General features: G+C 68.8%; 14 protein-coding genes and 1 CRISPR repeat array (1 of these 15 only partly in view). Of the genes, 5 read left to right on the top strand and 9 right to left on the bottom strand.

From position 1 onward, the window contains the following. Window positions 1-20 precede the first annotated feature (20 nt). Window positions 21-413 (top strand): hypothetical protein, encoded by a 393-nt coding sequence (locus ABTY56_RS19065; protein WP_350630080.1) that lies wholly within the window; start codon window positions 21-23, stop codon window positions 411-413. A 129-nt stretch (window positions 414-542) separates the two neighbouring features. After that, window positions 543-1295, top strand: coding sequence for an AfsR/SARP family transcriptional regulator (locus ABTY56_RS19060; protein WP_350630079.1), 753 nt, complete (start codon window positions 543-545; stop codon window positions 1293-1295). 160 nt (window positions 1296-1455) lie between these two features. Here ABTY56_RS19060 and ABTY56_RS19055 read toward each other — a convergent pair whose 3' ends face one another. After that, entirely contained in the window at window positions 1456-3051 is a 1596-nt protein-coding gene (locus tag ABTY56_RS19055; protein WP_350630078.1) for a sodium:solute symporter, read from the bottom strand. Window positions 3052-3391: 340 nt separating this feature from the next. Between ABTY56_RS19055 and ABTY56_RS19050 the strand changes: the two genes are divergently transcribed. Further along, on the top strand, window positions 3392-4090 hold the full coding sequence (locus tag ABTY56_RS19050) for a hypothetical protein (RefSeq protein ID WP_350630077.1): 699 nt from the start codon (window positions 3392-3394) through the stop codon (window positions 4088-4090). A gap of 168 nt (window positions 4091-4258) precedes the next feature. Here ABTY56_RS19050 and ABTY56_RS19045 read toward each other — a convergent pair whose 3' ends face one another. Further along, entirely contained in the window at window positions 4259-4609 is a 351-nt protein-coding gene (locus ABTY56_RS19045; RefSeq protein ID WP_350630076.1) for a hypothetical protein, read from the bottom strand. An 88-nt stretch (window positions 4610-4697) separates the two neighbouring features. Between ABTY56_RS19045 and ABTY56_RS19040 the strand changes: the two genes are divergently transcribed. After that, window positions 4698-5423, top strand: a complete 726-nt coding sequence (locus ABTY56_RS19040; RefSeq protein WP_350630075.1) for a nucleoside/nucleotide kinase family protein — start codon at window positions 4698-4700, stop codon at window positions 5421-5423. Window positions 5424-6473: 1050 nt separating this feature from the next. After that, on the top strand, window positions 6474-6974 hold the full coding sequence (locus ABTY56_RS19035; RefSeq protein ID WP_350630074.1) for a GNAT family N-acetyltransferase: 501 nt from the start codon (window positions 6474-6476) through the stop codon (window positions 6972-6974). Window positions 6975-7176: 202 nt separating this feature from the next. Here ABTY56_RS19035 and ABTY56_RS19030 read toward each other — a convergent pair whose 3' ends face one another. The 7 genes from ABTY56_RS19030 to ABTY56_RS19000 form a co-directional block, all read right to left on the bottom strand. Further along, on the bottom strand, window positions 7177-7404 hold the full coding sequence (locus ABTY56_RS19030) for a hypothetical protein (protein WP_350630073.1): 228 nt from the start codon (window positions 7402-7404) through the stop codon (window positions 7177-7179). A gap of 14 nt (window positions 7405-7418) precedes the next feature. Then, window positions 7419-7976, bottom strand: a complete 558-nt coding sequence (locus tag ABTY56_RS19025) for a hypothetical protein (protein ID WP_350630072.1) — start codon at window positions 7974-7976, stop codon at window positions 7419-7421. Window positions 7977-8280: 304 nt separating this feature from the next. Further along, window positions 8281-9345: a hypothetical protein gene (locus ABTY56_RS19020; RefSeq protein WP_350630071.1), complete on the bottom strand. Its 1065-nt coding sequence runs from the start codon at window positions 9343-9345 to the stop codon at window positions 8281-8283. A gap of 307 nt (window positions 9346-9652) precedes the next feature. After that, entirely contained in the window at window positions 9653-10066 is a 414-nt protein-coding gene (locus tag ABTY56_RS19015; protein WP_350630070.1) for an NUDIX hydrolase, read from the bottom strand. Between the two features lie 40 nt (window positions 10067-10106). Further along, window positions 10107-10403: an NUDIX hydrolase gene (locus ABTY56_RS19010; protein ID WP_350630069.1), complete on the bottom strand. Its 297-nt coding sequence runs from the start codon at window positions 10401-10403 to the stop codon at window positions 10107-10109. A gap of 347 nt (window positions 10404-10750) precedes the next feature. Further along, complete coding sequence (locus ABTY56_RS19005) at window positions 10751-12451, bottom strand: exopolysaccharide biosynthesis polyprenyl glycosylphosphotransferase (protein WP_350630068.1); 1701 nt, start codon at window positions 12449-12451, stop codon at window positions 10751-10753. Between the two features lie 1018 nt (window positions 12452-13469). After that, entirely contained in the window at window positions 13470-14084 is a 615-nt protein-coding gene (locus tag ABTY56_RS19000) for a hypothetical protein (RefSeq protein WP_350630067.1), read from the bottom strand. Window positions 14085-14106: 22 nt separating this feature from the next. After that, window positions 14107-14222: direct repeats of the CRISPR family, unit length 29 nt (it continues 950 nt past the right edge of the window).

Raw genomic sequence — 14222 nt, 5'->3', positions numbered from 1 at the left:
CCACTCACAACGGATGAGCCATGCACGACAGCACCACCGCCGACCTCCAACAGCTGTTCCGGCAGGAGACCGACAGGATCGACGAGACCTTGGCGCGGCGCGTCGCGGAGCTGGAGGCCCAGCTGAGACTCGCCCAGGAGATCACCGCCGGCGCCACGCGCGGGCCGCGGAAGGCGATCGCCGGCCAGGCCGTGAACGCCGCCAAGGCCGCGCTGCGCGACGTCGTTCAGCTCGCCGAGGATCGGCGGGAGGCACTCACCCTGGCGGCCGAGGAACTGGCGGCGCTGCTGCACCCGCAGGGGACCGGAGGGAGCCCGTCCACTCCGACGGGACCGTCCGGGCCGTCCGGACCGTCAGGGCCCTCAGGACCGTCCCATCCGGCCGGGCCGGCCGCGCCGCCCGCAACCGGGTGACCTGCGCGTCCACCGACGACCGGCGCGCAACCCCGTACGGGTCACCGCTCGTCGACGCGCGGCGGCGAGCGTTGACAGCACGTCGGCCGACCGACAAGGTCGGCAGCGTCCGTTCGTGGGGAGCAACAGATGACGCCTGACCACGCCGGGGCGCACCTCCGGCCGCCCGGAGCCGACCTCCGACTGCTCGGTTGCTGGCAGCTCACGCTGGGCGGTCGGACCGTCGAGATGCCGCCCACCGCCCGCCGGATCCTCACGATGCTGGCCCTGCGTGGACCGGTCGCCAGGGCGGCGGTCTCCTGCACGCTCTGGCCCGAGGCAGACGAGGGCGCGGCGGCCGGGCGGCTGCGCACCGCGCTGTGGCGGCTCTCCGCCGGTCAGCGGCTCGTCGAGACGCGCGGCGAGGTGCTGGTGCTCGCCGCGGCCGTCCGGGTCGACGTCAAGCGGATGCTCACGGCCGCACAGGCACTGCGCGACAGCGCGGAGGCCGTTGAGCCGCCGGTGGCACTGTTCACCCAGGACCTGCTGCCGAACTGGTACGAGGACTGGCTGGTGGTGGAACGGGAGCGGGTCCGGCAGGTCCGGCTGCACGCCCTGGAGACCCTCTCCGCCCGGATGAGCCGTCAGAAGCGCCACGTGGAGGCGGTGGACGCCGCCCTGGTCGCCGTCCTCGCCGAGCCACTGCGGGAGAGCTCGCACCGGGCGGTGATCCGGGCGCACCTGGCCGAGGGCAACGTGGCCGAGGCCGTACGGCAGTACGAGACGTGCCGGGCGGCCCTGCGTGAGCAACTGGGTGTCGAGCCCAGCGCCGAACTCGCCGGGCTGCTGCCGCTGCGCAGCCGCGCCCTCCCCGCCCGGCGGAGGCCGGCGCCGACGCACTGAACGGCCTTGCGCGGGCCGACGCACGGCGGTGTCTCCCGGGTGGACGCCGTGCGGGGCCGGGCCCGTGGATGCGGGCCCGTGGGTGCGGGCCCGTGGCGGGCGGGCGGGTCGGGTGGGTCGGCCGGGTGGGCGTGGCCGGGTGGGCGTGGCCGGGTGGGCGTCAGTCCGGGGCGGGGGCCGCCTCGGGGCGACCGGCGCCGGCGCCGGGGCCGGGGCCGGGGCCGGAGGCGGGCTGGGCGGCGTTCACGAGGACGTGCGGGGTCTCGGGTACGCGGTGGAACAGGCTGAGCAGGCTGCCGACGGCCAGGGTGACCACCACGCCGATGGGGACCAGCCACTGGGCGGCGATGGCCGTGGGCACCGTCCCGGCGGCCGTGGTGACGTCGATCTTCACCGCGCGCACGAGGTAGGTCATCACGGCGACGGTGGCCAGGAAGGCGAGGACGGCGTCGGTCTCGTGGGCGCGCCGTACGAGGCGGCCGAGCAGGAAGGCGCCGAGCAGTGCGCCGTAGGTGTAGCCGGCGATGGTCAGGCCGGTGAGGTAGACGTTGCCGGTGCTGGTACTGAAGGCGCAGGCGAAGACCGCCATCAGCGCGGCCCACACCAGGGTCATCACGCGGGCGAGCCTGAGGAGGAACTCCTCGGAGGGCGTGCTGCGGAAGAAGCTGTGGATGATGTCGGCGACCGTCGAGTTCGACATGGAGTTCAGCGCCGAGGACAGCGAGCCCATGGCGGCGCCGAGGATGCCCGCGACGAGCAGGCCGGAGACCACCACCGGCAGCCCGTGCAGTATGAAGTCGGGGTAGAGGTTGTCGGAGCTGCCCAGTCCGAGCGCCTGGAAGCTCTTGCCCTCGTTGTAGGACCACAGCAGGGCGCCGACGAGGGAGAAGGCGGCGAACTGGAGGGTGACGAACACGCCGGAGGCGATCATCGCCTTCTGGCCGTCGCGCAGGGTCCTGGTGGCGAGGATGCGCTGGACGATGAGCTGGTCGGAGCCGTGGCTGGCCATGGCGAAGATCGCGCCGCCGATGATCGCGGTCGGCAGGGCGAACGGGCTGGTGAGGACGTGGGCGGGGTCGAAGTCGGTGTCGAAGAGCCGGAACCGGCCGGCGTCCAGGGCGCGCGCGTAGCCGTCGGTGCCGACGTGGCCGGACAGCACCGCGACGGTGAGGAGGGCGCCGCCGAGGTACAGGCCCATCTGGATGGCGTCGGTCCAGATGACGGCCTTGATGCCGCCGAGGTAGGTGTAGACGACGGTGATCAGCGTGAGCACGATGATGATCGTGCGGTAGCTGGTGTGCACGCCGAACTCGCCGAGCAGCAGCTTGATCGGGATCGCCGAGGCGAACAGGCGTACGCCCTCGGCGAGGAGCCGGGTGACGACGAAGGTCACCGAGGCGAGCCCCTGGAGCCCGGGGCCGAACCTGCTGCCCAGGTACTGGTAGGCGCTGACGAAGCCGCCGCGCTTGTACAGCGGGATGAGCGCGGTGGCCACGACGACGCGGCCGATGACGTAGCCCAGGGCGAGTTCGACGTTGCCGAAGCCCTGCCCGCCGTAGGCGCCGCCGGGCAGACTGATGACGGTCAACACGCTGGTCTCGGTGGCTACGACGGAGAACGACACAGTCCACCAGGGCATGTGGCCCTCGCCGACGAAGTAGTCCTTCGAGGTCGTCTGACGGCCCGCCAGCCGCAGACCGATCACCGCGATGGCGACCAGGTAGACGACGACCACGAGAAGGTCGAGTTGGCGCACGCTCTCTCTCCTGTCTCTCTCCCGACTCCCATCCCACTCCCTCCCGACTCCTACTCCCCCGGCTCCTACTCTCTCCCGGGCGACGGTCGGCGGGGGCAAGCGGCGGGGACCGTGTCGTACGGCGGCCGGCGGCGATCGGTGCCGGCAGGCGCGCGCCGGAGCCGGCCACAGGAACCGAAAGGGCCGGATGCCTGCTGACACACCGTCCGAACGAATCCGAGAATCTCAGAGTCTCAGAGTCTCAGAGTCTGAGAATCGGATGATCCGTGAGACGGCGGTGAACTCCAGTGGGATGCTGTGGCCTTGGTCCGACCACCGCACCGACCCGGGGGAGCCACCCATGCCACTGTTCGGCAACCGCAAGAACCTTCCGAAGCCGCTGTGCGACGAGCACGGCCCGTGCAAGGCGCTGGCCGGGATCTCGGTCTTCGAGGTCCGGGACCGACTGCGGCTCCTGGTGGCCCCGACCCGTGCCCTGGGTCCTGACCCTATGGCCCGGCCGATCGACGACGAGCTGTCGGTCGTCCTGTGCGTGAACGGCGGGAAGAAGGGCGGGGCGACCGAGGCCCTGTCGATAGCCGAGCACGCCGCCGACCAGTGGAGCGTCAGTCGGGCCGAGCTCTGGGAGCGGGCCTTCGCCAACCTCGCCACCGAGCAGCTCAACCGACAGTCCTTCAACGCGACGAACGGCGACGTCCTGTACGCCGTCAACGGGATGGGGGTGTGGCCCGGCGCCGCCCAGGCCCTGCGCCTGGAGAACGCCCTGGGCGGGACCGAGCTGCCCTACGGCGCGCTCGTCACCCTGCCGACGAGCAACGCGTTCTGCGCGGCGCCGATCCGCACCGGCTCGTCGCTGAACGCGATCCGCTTCATGATCGACCTGTCGAAGCAGCTCCAGGCGAACGACCCGGCCCCGCTGACCTCGTCGATCTTCTGGTACCGGGACGGCTGGCTGGAGAACCTGAACGTCGGCGACAACGGGATGATGCGGCCGTCCGCCCGCTTCCGCGAGATGGCGAACGGCCTGCCGGGCGCGTGACGCCCGTCCGTCTCCCGGCCGTGTGACGCCCGCCGAATGGTTGGGTACTGAGTGTAGGCGGAATACACCCTGGCACACCGGGCAAACAACGCACACCGTCGCTACGACATCTACCGGAGCGTGGGCATACCCCAGCCGCACAGGGTGTACTGACGGCAGCGGCCCTGACTACTCGCCGATCGCAGTCAGGGCACGGCCTCCAAGGTGCCGTTCAGCGCCGACTGAAGCGGTTGTGCGAGAAGTTCGGGCGTGAACCTGGACCCGACGACCGCTGTTCTTCGACCCGGACGCCGGCGAACCCCGCCCGATGCCCGAGAACGCATCACCGAGATGCTCGGCGAGGTGGCGGTGATCGCCGAACAGGTCGGGATCGACCCAGCCTTCATCCACGCCTGGCGCGGCCTCGGATACGTGGTCACCGAGGACACCCGGCACCTGTTCAGCGCCGCCGAGGTCCAGGCGTTCTTCGACGCCGTCTACCGCCGGCGCTCCACCGGCAACACTCCGAGCGACCGTCACGCCACCACGATGATCAGACGCAGAAGCCCCTGTCCCCCAACTTCGCCAACTTCACCGAGACGAGTGGCGCACGAGATAGGTTCTCCTCATGGGACTGCAGCGGGCGGGCGTGCATCATTCGGTTTCGACTTGGCAGCAGCCGTGTCCTCCGACGACCTCTCACGAACGCACTGCGCTGGTCGAACGGATCGCGAAGCGGATCCTGGCCCTCGGCCAGGGCCGTCTGATGGTAGGGATCGACGGTTTCACCGCTGCGGGCAAGACGAGTTTCGGGCACGAATTGGCTGAGCGGATCAGTACTGCGGGACGGCCCGTGCTCCGGGCAACCCTTGATGACTTCAAGAAGCCGTGGAAGGACCGGCACCTGTATGACCGGGAGTCAGGTGAGGGGTACTACCGCAACGCGTACGACTATGACGCGGTCAAGCGGCTGCTGCTTGGGCCCTGCCGGTCGCCGGAGGCAACGTCGTGCGTCCTGTGCAGCATCGACCCGCTGACGCAGAAGGATCATTCCTCAGACCGGACGCCCCTTGCTTCGGATGCGGTGCTGATCGTGGATGGCGTCTTCGCCTTCCGGCCGGAGATCAACGAGTACTGGGACTTCCGTGCCTGGCTGCAGGTAGCTGCGGAACTGTCCGTTCAGCGAGGTGCTGACCGTGATCAGGACTGGGCCGGGAGCGATGCGGAGTCGATCCACCGCAACCGGTATCTGGTGGCAGAGCGCATCTATCTTCAGGAAGTCGACCCGATCCCGATGATGGACGTCGTCATCGACAACTCGACGTTCGCCAGCCCGCGCGTCGTGGACTCGTGACCTCCGGAGGGATCTGCGGCTGCTGGTATCGGGCTCGGTTCAAAGTGCCTGCCGGTCGTCTTTCCCGGTGGCGAGGCTGACGTGGCGATAGACCGTTCCGCGCGAGACCTTGAAGGTCCGGGCGAGTTGCGGGACTGACGGGTGCCCGTGCCGTAGAGCTGCAAGAGTTCGTCGATCCGAGAGTGCGCGCGTCCTGTCCATGGGACGACCATCACGGGTCCGGTGAGACCAGCCAGATCAGATGAGACTCAATCCACCCTGAAAGGTGAAAACCGGGCACGGCCAGCCGCGCGCGCCGCGAATCGGCCGACTACCGCCTGGGACGAGTGAGACACCACCAGGCCCGATGAGGCCGGACCCATCTGCCATCTTCGCCAAACTTCACCAAGACGAACGAGGCCGAACTCGCCAGATCACCGAGACTCCGCAACGCTCACCGAGACAGGACAGCAACTCCCCAGGCCCAGCCGATGATTCGGCTGAGCCTGCACGCGTTCGCCTGCGGCAGACAACCACCGGACGAAGCCGCGCAGGACTACGCGAAGCAGGACGCTCCAAGCAAACATGGACGACCGCCCGACCCCTGCGAGGAAGGCTTCCGCTCTGTCCAGCGTGCTCTCCGCTCCGCCTACTGGATCGCCCGCAGTCTGGACCCCGATGCCGACCGCGCTGTCCGCCGGTGGCTGGCCGCTCGCAGCGCGGCCCGAGTGGACGAGATCGCCAACGGGACAGGCCTGCGCCCGGCCACCCTGAGACTGAGCCTGGTCCGGCTCACCGCCTCCGGCAGCGTCGCCACCGGGAAGGAGGGCCCGGTCTACCGCGTCGTCGCGTCACGCACCCGCAGTACGCCGAAGGGCGGTACGACACAGCAGAGTTGTGCCCTACCGCCCTTCGGCGTACACCGCCAGGCACATGCCCTCATCGCCGTAGTCATCCTCCGCTACGTGATCAGCTCCCGCAGGCGCAACCGGCAGACGCCTTCGCCTCGACCGGGGTCTGCGCGGGGTCGACAGCCTGCGAGGCCGGCCATGTCGGCATCGAGGTCGCCGCATGACCACCACCTCGGTGACCGTCACCGGGATGCTCCCCGAGCACGCCGAGGAGGTGCTGGCGATCTACCAGGCCGGGATCGACGGCGGTGACGCCGCCTTCGAAACCACCGCGCCGACCTGGCAGGCGTTCGACGCTTCCCGGCTCCAGGAGCACCGTCTGATCGCCGTCGACGGCGGCCGAGTGCTTGGCTGGGCCGCGGTGGTACCGGTCTCCGACCGGTGCGCGTACGCGGGCGTCGTCGAGCACTCCGTCTACGTCCACCCCGAAGCACGCGGCCGAGGAGTCGGAGCTGCTCTCCTCGACGCTCTGATCGCCTCCACCGAGGCCGCCGGGATCTGGACCATCCAGTCCGGCATCTTCCCCGAGAACACCGCCAGCCTCGCCCTCAACGCCCGCGCGGGCTTCCGCATCATCGGCACCCGCGAACGCATCGGCCTGCACCACGGCGTCTGGCGCGACGTCACCCTCGTTGAACGCCGAAGCCCCACCGTGTCCTGAACCGCAGGAGGTTGGGCGGCGTGACGGTCGGCTCCGAGGCGTCAGCGCCGTGTTGCATTGAACGCGACATCGTTGCATCTGCTGTCTCAAGCCTGGTCAGAAGCCAACCGAGGGTGCAATCCCAAGGTTGCTCCCTCACAGATCAGCTGCTCAGAGCCAGTGACAGCGGATGCCGCATGTTGCATCCGCTGCAAACCGCTCGTTAGTTGAAGTAGATCCCGCGGAACTCGCCGGAGAACCCGAGCGCCACCATCGCATCGCCGGCGTCCTGCCACGACCACTCCGGGTAGGCGAAGTTCTCCTCGAAGACCTCCACATCCACATCCGGCTCGCGCCATTCGTGGTCGCAGCGGCACCGCACGAAAACCATCTTGCGGGTCTCCAACAGCAGCCAGTCACGGCGGGCCCGGCACTCCGGGCAGGTGATCACGATGCCGCGGGGGTTCAGCTCGTCGAGGTACGGGACCGCCCGAATGGAGCACCACCGGGTGTGGGCTCGGGTTCCATCACCGGGTAGTCAGGGATGTGCAGTTCGAGATCGGCCAGCGGGGGCAGGTCGGCCGGGTCGGTCGAGTTCAGATCGCGTCTCGGCGAGTCTGGCGGTGGCGTGGTCTCCCTCGGGGGAAGTAGGACGTCGACTCCCGGCTGGCGTTCCCACTGGAGCCGGTCCAGCCAGACTGGACCGCCGAGTTCGGGACGGGTCTCGGCGCGGCGGACCGTACCGGAGTTGGCCGGGCAAACGAAGCGGGCGCCCGCAGCCCGCTCGTGGGTGGGGGTGAGGTCGGGTTCGCGGCCGACGGCGAGGTCGGCTGCCACGGCGGCCAGGTCGATGCCGGTGACGAGGCGAACCAGCTGGGCGACGAGATCGCCGCCGATGTGAGCGTTGACCTCGATCAGGCGGGGCCCGGTGACGGAGAGCCGCATCTCGACGCTGGAGACACCGCAGTTGACGTCCCCGTTCGACTCGGGCTCGCTCGGAGGAAATCCGCTTGAACGGCGCACTCGAACAGCACCATCATCAGTCGCCCCCGCCGCCGCGCGGCCGGTCAACTCGACCTTCTGAAAGCGACTTTGTGGTCTCTGGACGTCCAGGTCCTGCTCCGCGCCCTCGAACACCACCCGTGTCTGGAGGTCTTCGTGGAAACCCCACCGGCCCGGCCGCCGGCATCGCGCTTTCCGGCCGACCGGCTGTGCCCGACTACGACACCGAGGAGCCTGTTCAGTGATCGACTTCGACGTACTCACCGAACTCGCCACGCGTTGCTCAGGGCAGTCCCTCTCCCAAGCTGGTGAGCCGCCCAAGACGCTATGGCTCTTCATCGTCTTGGACCAGTCGAGCCCACCGGCGGTGGCCCATGCGCTCGGTCTCGTCACATACGATGCGGGTCACGGTCCACTCCGGTCCGAGGGGGTGGTTCCCGCGATGGTCTGTCGAAACCGCGACCGTCTGGAATCCACGGGCCGGCGAGCCGAGAAGAGCAGTGGCCTGGTGGTAACCGCCCCAGTCGAGCCCGTTCAAGAATGGGTCGAGGAGGAGCAAGGTCGGGTGAGCCCGTGCGTACGTTTCAGCGAGCGCGACCAGAACCTCCAGTCCGACGAGAGGATGAAGCCGGCGATCACCGTCGTCTGTTTCAAGACCGCTTCCGAGCACGAAGTCGGCACGGATCCGATCGTCGACTATCCGGGTGCGCTTGACCGCCCCGCCGACGATTTCAGGAAGGTCTGAGATCACCTTGCGCATCACCCAGTGGTCAAGGCCCAGGTCCTTGGCAAGGTCATGAACGTCGGCGGGAAAGTCACCGCGCCACCGGGGTACCCGGACCACTTGGTAGGGGGAGGCTACGAATGGAACCTCCTGACCGTCGGCGAAGAAGTGGAGCCTGTCGCCCTCCGCCTTGAACTCGGCCCGCCGCGGCTGGGGGTCATACCAGGTGAGTGCCGCGTGTACACGGGACGCCGGGCGGGCGACCCGCTCCATGATGTGGGACGGGGCTGCCAGCCCAGACAGAAGCGAGATGAAGTGGCTCTTCCCGATTCCGTTCGTGCCCAGGAAAATGTTGCACCGGGAGAAGCGCACCGTAGTCGGCTCCTCCAGCCACACGTCCTCCATGATCTCGATCGAGTGGATCCATCCAAAGGGTCGGGCGACGCCCCCGTGCTCCATACGGACCCGGGCCTCGTGGAGATCTCGCCAGCTTCGCAGAAGCGACGCCGGATAGGCGTCGCCGGCGTTGGTATCGACAAGACGCGCGCATCGGGCACAGAGCCAGATGCCGTTGAGAGGATCGCTTCGCTGGCCGGCGTTCAGCCCGCCGGTACCGCGAGGCCCGCCTGGTGCCGCGGCATAGATGTGAGCGGCGGTACCGGTCATTTCGACATCGTCGATGCCCCTTCCGGGCCCGATGGTGAGTGCCCCGCAGCCGGGATTCGAGCAACGAAAGGCCGCCCGAAGCGCGAGGGCACGCTTCGTTGCCTCACTGAAGTCAGCGCGTCGGCCAGTTCCAGTCCCCATTGCTCCCCCACCTATCTCGCTGTCAGCACACCGTAGCCCTGCCGACGGACGGTGGCCGAGTGTCAGCAGCCGCCCTGGCTAACCGAAAGCGCGGCAGAGTCCTCCTCGACCCTGGCGGCCCCGCGCCCGGTGGGCGAGCAGAGCTAACTCAGCAGCCCCTGTGCGTTCACCAAGGATCGGGGAGATTCCGAGGCGTAAGCGCCGGCCGCCGGGTAACAAGAGCGCGGAGGCCAGGCCGTGTCGACCGGACACGGTCAGGCCTGGACCAGGCGAAGCGATCGTGTTCTGTCTGGTTGATCCGGACCGACCAGTGACCGGGCGGCTCCTCGGCGGCGAAGAAGAACCCCCTGCTGACGGGAAGCAGGGGATTCTCGCGGGCTGGGTAGTCCAGGTGGCCGATGTACAGCGCGCCGGCGATGGCCGGCCCGGCCTCTTCTTGGACCTTCCGTGCGAGAGATTCGGCGAGGGATTCGCCGGTCCCGACGCCGCCGCCGGGCGGATCCCAACGGCCGGCCCAGGAGTCCGACGCCGTACGTCGAAGCATCAGGAGCCGGCCGTGGCGGACGATGAGTGCGCCCACGAAGGCGTCGTATCCGTCTCCGCAGGCCCGGTCGATGAGCTCACTGTGCGCGATCAGCGGGTGACGAGTTCCCGTACGGCGTCGTCGGCGGCTGGGATCTCGTCGGGCCCGGCCACTCGTGCGCGTCGTGCTCGGTGAGGGTGACCGGGCCGGTCCGGGTGACAGTGACCTCGAAGGTCAGCTGCCGGGTGAGGGCGCCGCTGCCGGAGGTGTAGTCGAAGTGCCCGAGGTACTTCTCGACCGCGTCGATCCGCAGCCCGGTCTCCTCGTCGACCTCACGCAGCAGGGCCTGCTCGATGCCCTCCCCGTCTCGACCTTGCCCGACAGCAGCTCCCACAGGCCCGCCATGAACTCGCCGGCCGGGCGCCGCAGGAACAGCATGCGGTTGCCGTCGGCGATCACGGCGGCCACGACGAACCGTTCCACCCCGTCCGTCTCGGCGGCGGCGGCGCGGATCGTGTCCTCGAACGCGGGGTCGTCGAAGGGAGAGTTCATAGCAGCGCCTTGTGGTGGTCGCTCACCTTGATGGCCGAGCGGATGTACTGCTCGGCCAGCGGACGATCCTGTTCACGATGCCAGACCAGGAATCCCCCGCAGACTGTGCCCGGTGCGGCAACACCCCGCCATCCTGATCAAGATGACCACCACCGTGCCACGTCACAGCCGCGTCAGTTGGACACCACGTCAGTAACCCTGGCCGCGCACGACCATGCCCAGCGTGCGGACCAGGATGCTGAAGTCCAGGCCGATCGACCACCCGTCGATGTACTGCATGTCGAGTTTCACCACGGCTTCCCAGGATCGGTCGGAGCCGTCTTTGTATTGCCGGAGACCGGTCATCCCCGGCCTGACCGACAACCGGCGCACCGCTCCCTCCTCCAACCGGTCGAAGTGCGGGATCTCCTCAGGGAGAGGAGGCCGGGGACCGACGAGGGACATGTCGCCACGCAGCACGTTGAGCAGCTGTGGCAGGTCGTCCAAAGAGTAACGGCGCAGGAAGCAGCCGAACGGGGTGATCCGCGGGTCCTGGCGAAGCTTGAAGAACACGCCATCGGTGTCGAGGTTGAGTTCGGCGAGTTCGGCGAGTTCGGCCTTGAAACGTTCGGTAATTACCACCATGCTACGGAATTTGAACATGGTGAACGACTCGCCGGCCCGGCCCACCCGCTGTTGCCGGTATAGCACGGGCCCTCGGCTGGTGACCTTGACCAGTGCCGCGAGCACCAGCAGCAGAGGAGAAAGCAGTAGCAGTGCGGCTGCGGCGAAGCTCCGATCGAGGACTGCCTTGAGGATCGCCTGAGCCCCTCTCATCGGTGCCTTCACGTGCACGAGGTTGACCCCTGCTTCGCGCCGCAGATCCAACCGCCGCAGCGCGAGGTCCGCCGGACCTGCGAGTGCGGCCACCGGCATGGCGGCATCCTGCAGGCCGCGCACCAGATGGTGAAGCCGGTCCCCGATCAGTTGCGCGCCTGGTGCGAGAAGGACGAGATCGGCCCGTTCGGCCGATGCTGCGATGAGAACTCTTCGCACGTCGCTGCGTACGGAGGGTTGCTCCGAAGGGAGGCGGGTGATCACCAGGGTGTCGCTGACCACGGGTGCTTCACCGATCGGAACGACTCCCACCACGGTGTACCTGCGCGCGGGGTCGCCCGACAGGCGGTCGGTCACGTGATCGACGAGGGCTGGCTCGCCTACTACGAGGGCACGTTGTGATCCTCTGCGGCTCGTTCGCGCGGTACGCAGGTGCCGCTGGGTCCCCGTTGTGGTGATGGCGGTGCAGATCATGCCCGGAGCGAGCGATGCCAGCGCAACGACCGGATCGGAGTGCTCACCGGTCAGGGCCCGGACAACAGCGAGTACGCCGACCAGCACCGTCCAGTCGCGCAGCACGGCGGCCGTCTGCCCCGGTTCGCCGAGGGAGTCCACGCTGTACCGCCGGCGGCAAGCCCTCAGCAGCATCCAGGCAGCGCCTGCGACCGCCGGGGCAGCCACCGATCCCGGTTGGTACCTGCTGAGCATCGTCCACATCGGCAGGCCCAGGCAGGTGGCATCCACGAACAAGGCTGTCAGCAGGTACCAGCGCGGCTTGGGCAGCGAGGTGTCAGGTGCTCCCGAGTCAGCAGAGGCGCTCCGGCCGCCGTCGTCGACCGACTCCTCGTCAACCAGTTTTGGGGCTCCGACACCCACAAGCACCTGGGCCCGGGCCGCGGGGACAGGCAGCGGGGTCGGGAACAGTTCTTCCGGCCGGCTCGCCCCGGGAAGGGAGACACCGAGGAGCCCGGCGACGACGCGTCGAGTCAGCGTGTAGCCGACCGAGGCCGCTCCCGACGGCGGAGTTGGTGTCCGGGATGTGTCGAGTAGGCCGGAAAGGACACGGCGGATCAACGGCCTATCGTCCACTGGCCTCCTCCTGTTCGCCTACCACCTGCGGCGCGACCGGGCTGATCAGCGGCTGATGTCCTGTGTCGGGGTTCCTGGTTTTCGACCCGGACGTTAGGTACGAGGCGTCGCCGGTGGTGTCGGTGAGCGCCTGGGCAAGCCTTGGAATGCTTCCCAGCTGTGCGAGGAACGACGGGGCCGAGAAACCCAGCGCCACGGCGGGTGCCATCCCGCTGATCGATCCGCCGACTCCGAAGGCGAAGGCCGCAACGGCCCCCAACAGCGTCCGGAACAAGAACATCCATGCGTGAGCGGGAACATCGAGGTACATGCGCAGCGCGGGCGGTCTGGCTCGTACCCTGCCGGCTGGGGTTCTCCGCGCACCCTGCCACAGTGCGATGCTGTTGAAGACAGATAGGACTTCGACAAGGGCACCACCACCCGCACCGAGCAGCGCGAACGCCCACCATTGCATCCCGAACCCCGCCCATTGTCAGTCTTGTCCGCGCACAGTGTCCCGCCGGGTCCGCCTCGGGTGCCAGCGATTCGCCGAACTTCGGCGGCCGACACTTCGCCACCCGTTCGATGTCCGCCCTTTCAGCCCCGTCTCACCGTCCTCAAATGGCCGGTCCGGAAGGGTAGCCGGGCCACTCGTCGGCGGCGCCGAGTTCCACCTTGGCCTGCTCCAGTTCGAGCGACAGTTCGGCAATGATCCGGCGCATCACCTTCCTCGGCCAGATCGGTCCTCAGCTCCGCTGCCGCTGCCGCTGCCTTGGGCGCGCGGTTGGCGTCGGCGAGTTCCTGCATCGCGGTCGGTGTGGAGTCCTGAGCCTTGGCTCGGGCCTGGAAGTCCTGGACGAGGTCGGTGTGGCCGTAGACGATGTCGCGCCGAAGACCGCTCTCGGTGATCAGCTCGGATGCCGTGAGCTTCCGGACGATGAGCGCAGGGGGGTGCTGGCGAGGAGACAGGCCTCCGCGCGGATGGCGGCCCGATCGACGTCCTGGTCGCATGGTCGGCGTCCCATCAGTGCTCCCGCGTCTGGTTGTTGGCAGTCGTACGCTCGTGCGCGTCGATGATGACGCGGCTGCCGGCGGCCAGGGCTGCGGCACGGTCGCGCAGAGGGCGCAACGCCGGCCGGTCCGCGGCCGTGGCCTCCCACCGCTTGAGTCGCAGTCGCTGCTCGACGATGCTGCGGTCGGTGTAGGCCAGATTGGTGCACGCCGAGCGGCATTCCGACTCGTCGGGGCCGTCCTCTGCGGACAGGCCGGCCTCGAGCCGGGCCTGGAGCAGGCCGCGGTCTCGCGTCGCCATACGCAGGTCATGCCTTCGCCGTGGTGGATGTTCGGGTTCGCCTGGTCGAGGGGCCGCTCCACGCTCTTTCCGGCGGTGACCACGCGTCCGGCGAAGCGGACGAGCCCGCACCCGGCGCCGGTACCCGTCGGCCGAGGGCCCGGACACGTGCTCGCCCTCATCGAGCAGGCGCGCGTCCTGCTCGTTCTGCTCCAGCACCATCTCCAGGGTCTCAATGTGGATGTCGTCCATCCACGTCGTGCCGGAGCGCCCCGCGTAGCTCAAGGTCACTTTCGTGTGGGCATGGGCGTACTGCAGGGCGGCTGCCACCAGGCCGCGTGAGGCCATGGCCTACATCTACTGACACCGATGAGGAACCCCCGCGCGTGCGGGGCCGACCAGGACCTGCATGCCCGCCAGGTCACCGGGCAGGAGCAACCCCCACGCGTGCGGGGCCGACATCTCCGCGCCCTGCTGGGTGCCGCG

This window comes from Kitasatospora sp. NPDC097691 (assembly GCF_040302665.1).
Taxonomy (GTDB): domain Bacteria; phylum Actinomycetota; class Actinomycetes; order Streptomycetales; family Streptomycetaceae; genus Kitasatospora.
The sequence above is the reverse complement of the archived record's forward strand: the minus strand, read 5'-3'. Positions and strand labels throughout refer to the sequence as shown.

What these genes read in the sequence shown, in the direction of transcription:
- ABTY56_RS19065 (WP_350630080.1), top strand. Translation starts at nt 21, where the DNA reads ATGCACGACAGCACCACCGCCGACCTCCAACAGCTGTTCCGGCAGGAG.
- ABTY56_RS19060 (WP_350630079.1), top strand. Translation starts at nt 543, where the DNA reads ATGACGCCTGACCACGCCGGGGCGCACCTCCGGCCGCCCGGAGCCGAC.
- ABTY56_RS19050 (WP_350630077.1), top strand. Translation starts at nt 3,392, where the DNA reads ATGCCACTGTTCGGCAACCGCAAGAACCTTCCGAAGCCGCTGTGCGAC.
- ABTY56_RS19040 (WP_350630075.1), top strand. Translation starts at nt 4,698, where the DNA reads ATGGGACTGCAGCGGGCGGGCGTGCATCATTCGGTTTCGACTTGGCAG.
- ABTY56_RS19035 (WP_350630074.1), top strand. Translation starts at nt 6,474, where the DNA reads ATGACCACCACCTCGGTGACCGTCACCGGGATGCTCCCCGAGCACGCC.
- ABTY56_RS19020 (WP_350630071.1), bottom strand. Translation starts at nt 9,345, where the DNA reads ATGACCGGTACCGCCGCTCACATCTATGCCGCGGCACCAGGCGGGCCT.
- ABTY56_RS19000 (WP_350630067.1), bottom strand. Translation starts at nt 14,084, where the DNA reads ATGGCCTCACGCGGCCTGGTGGCAGCCGCCCTGCAGTACGCCCATGCC.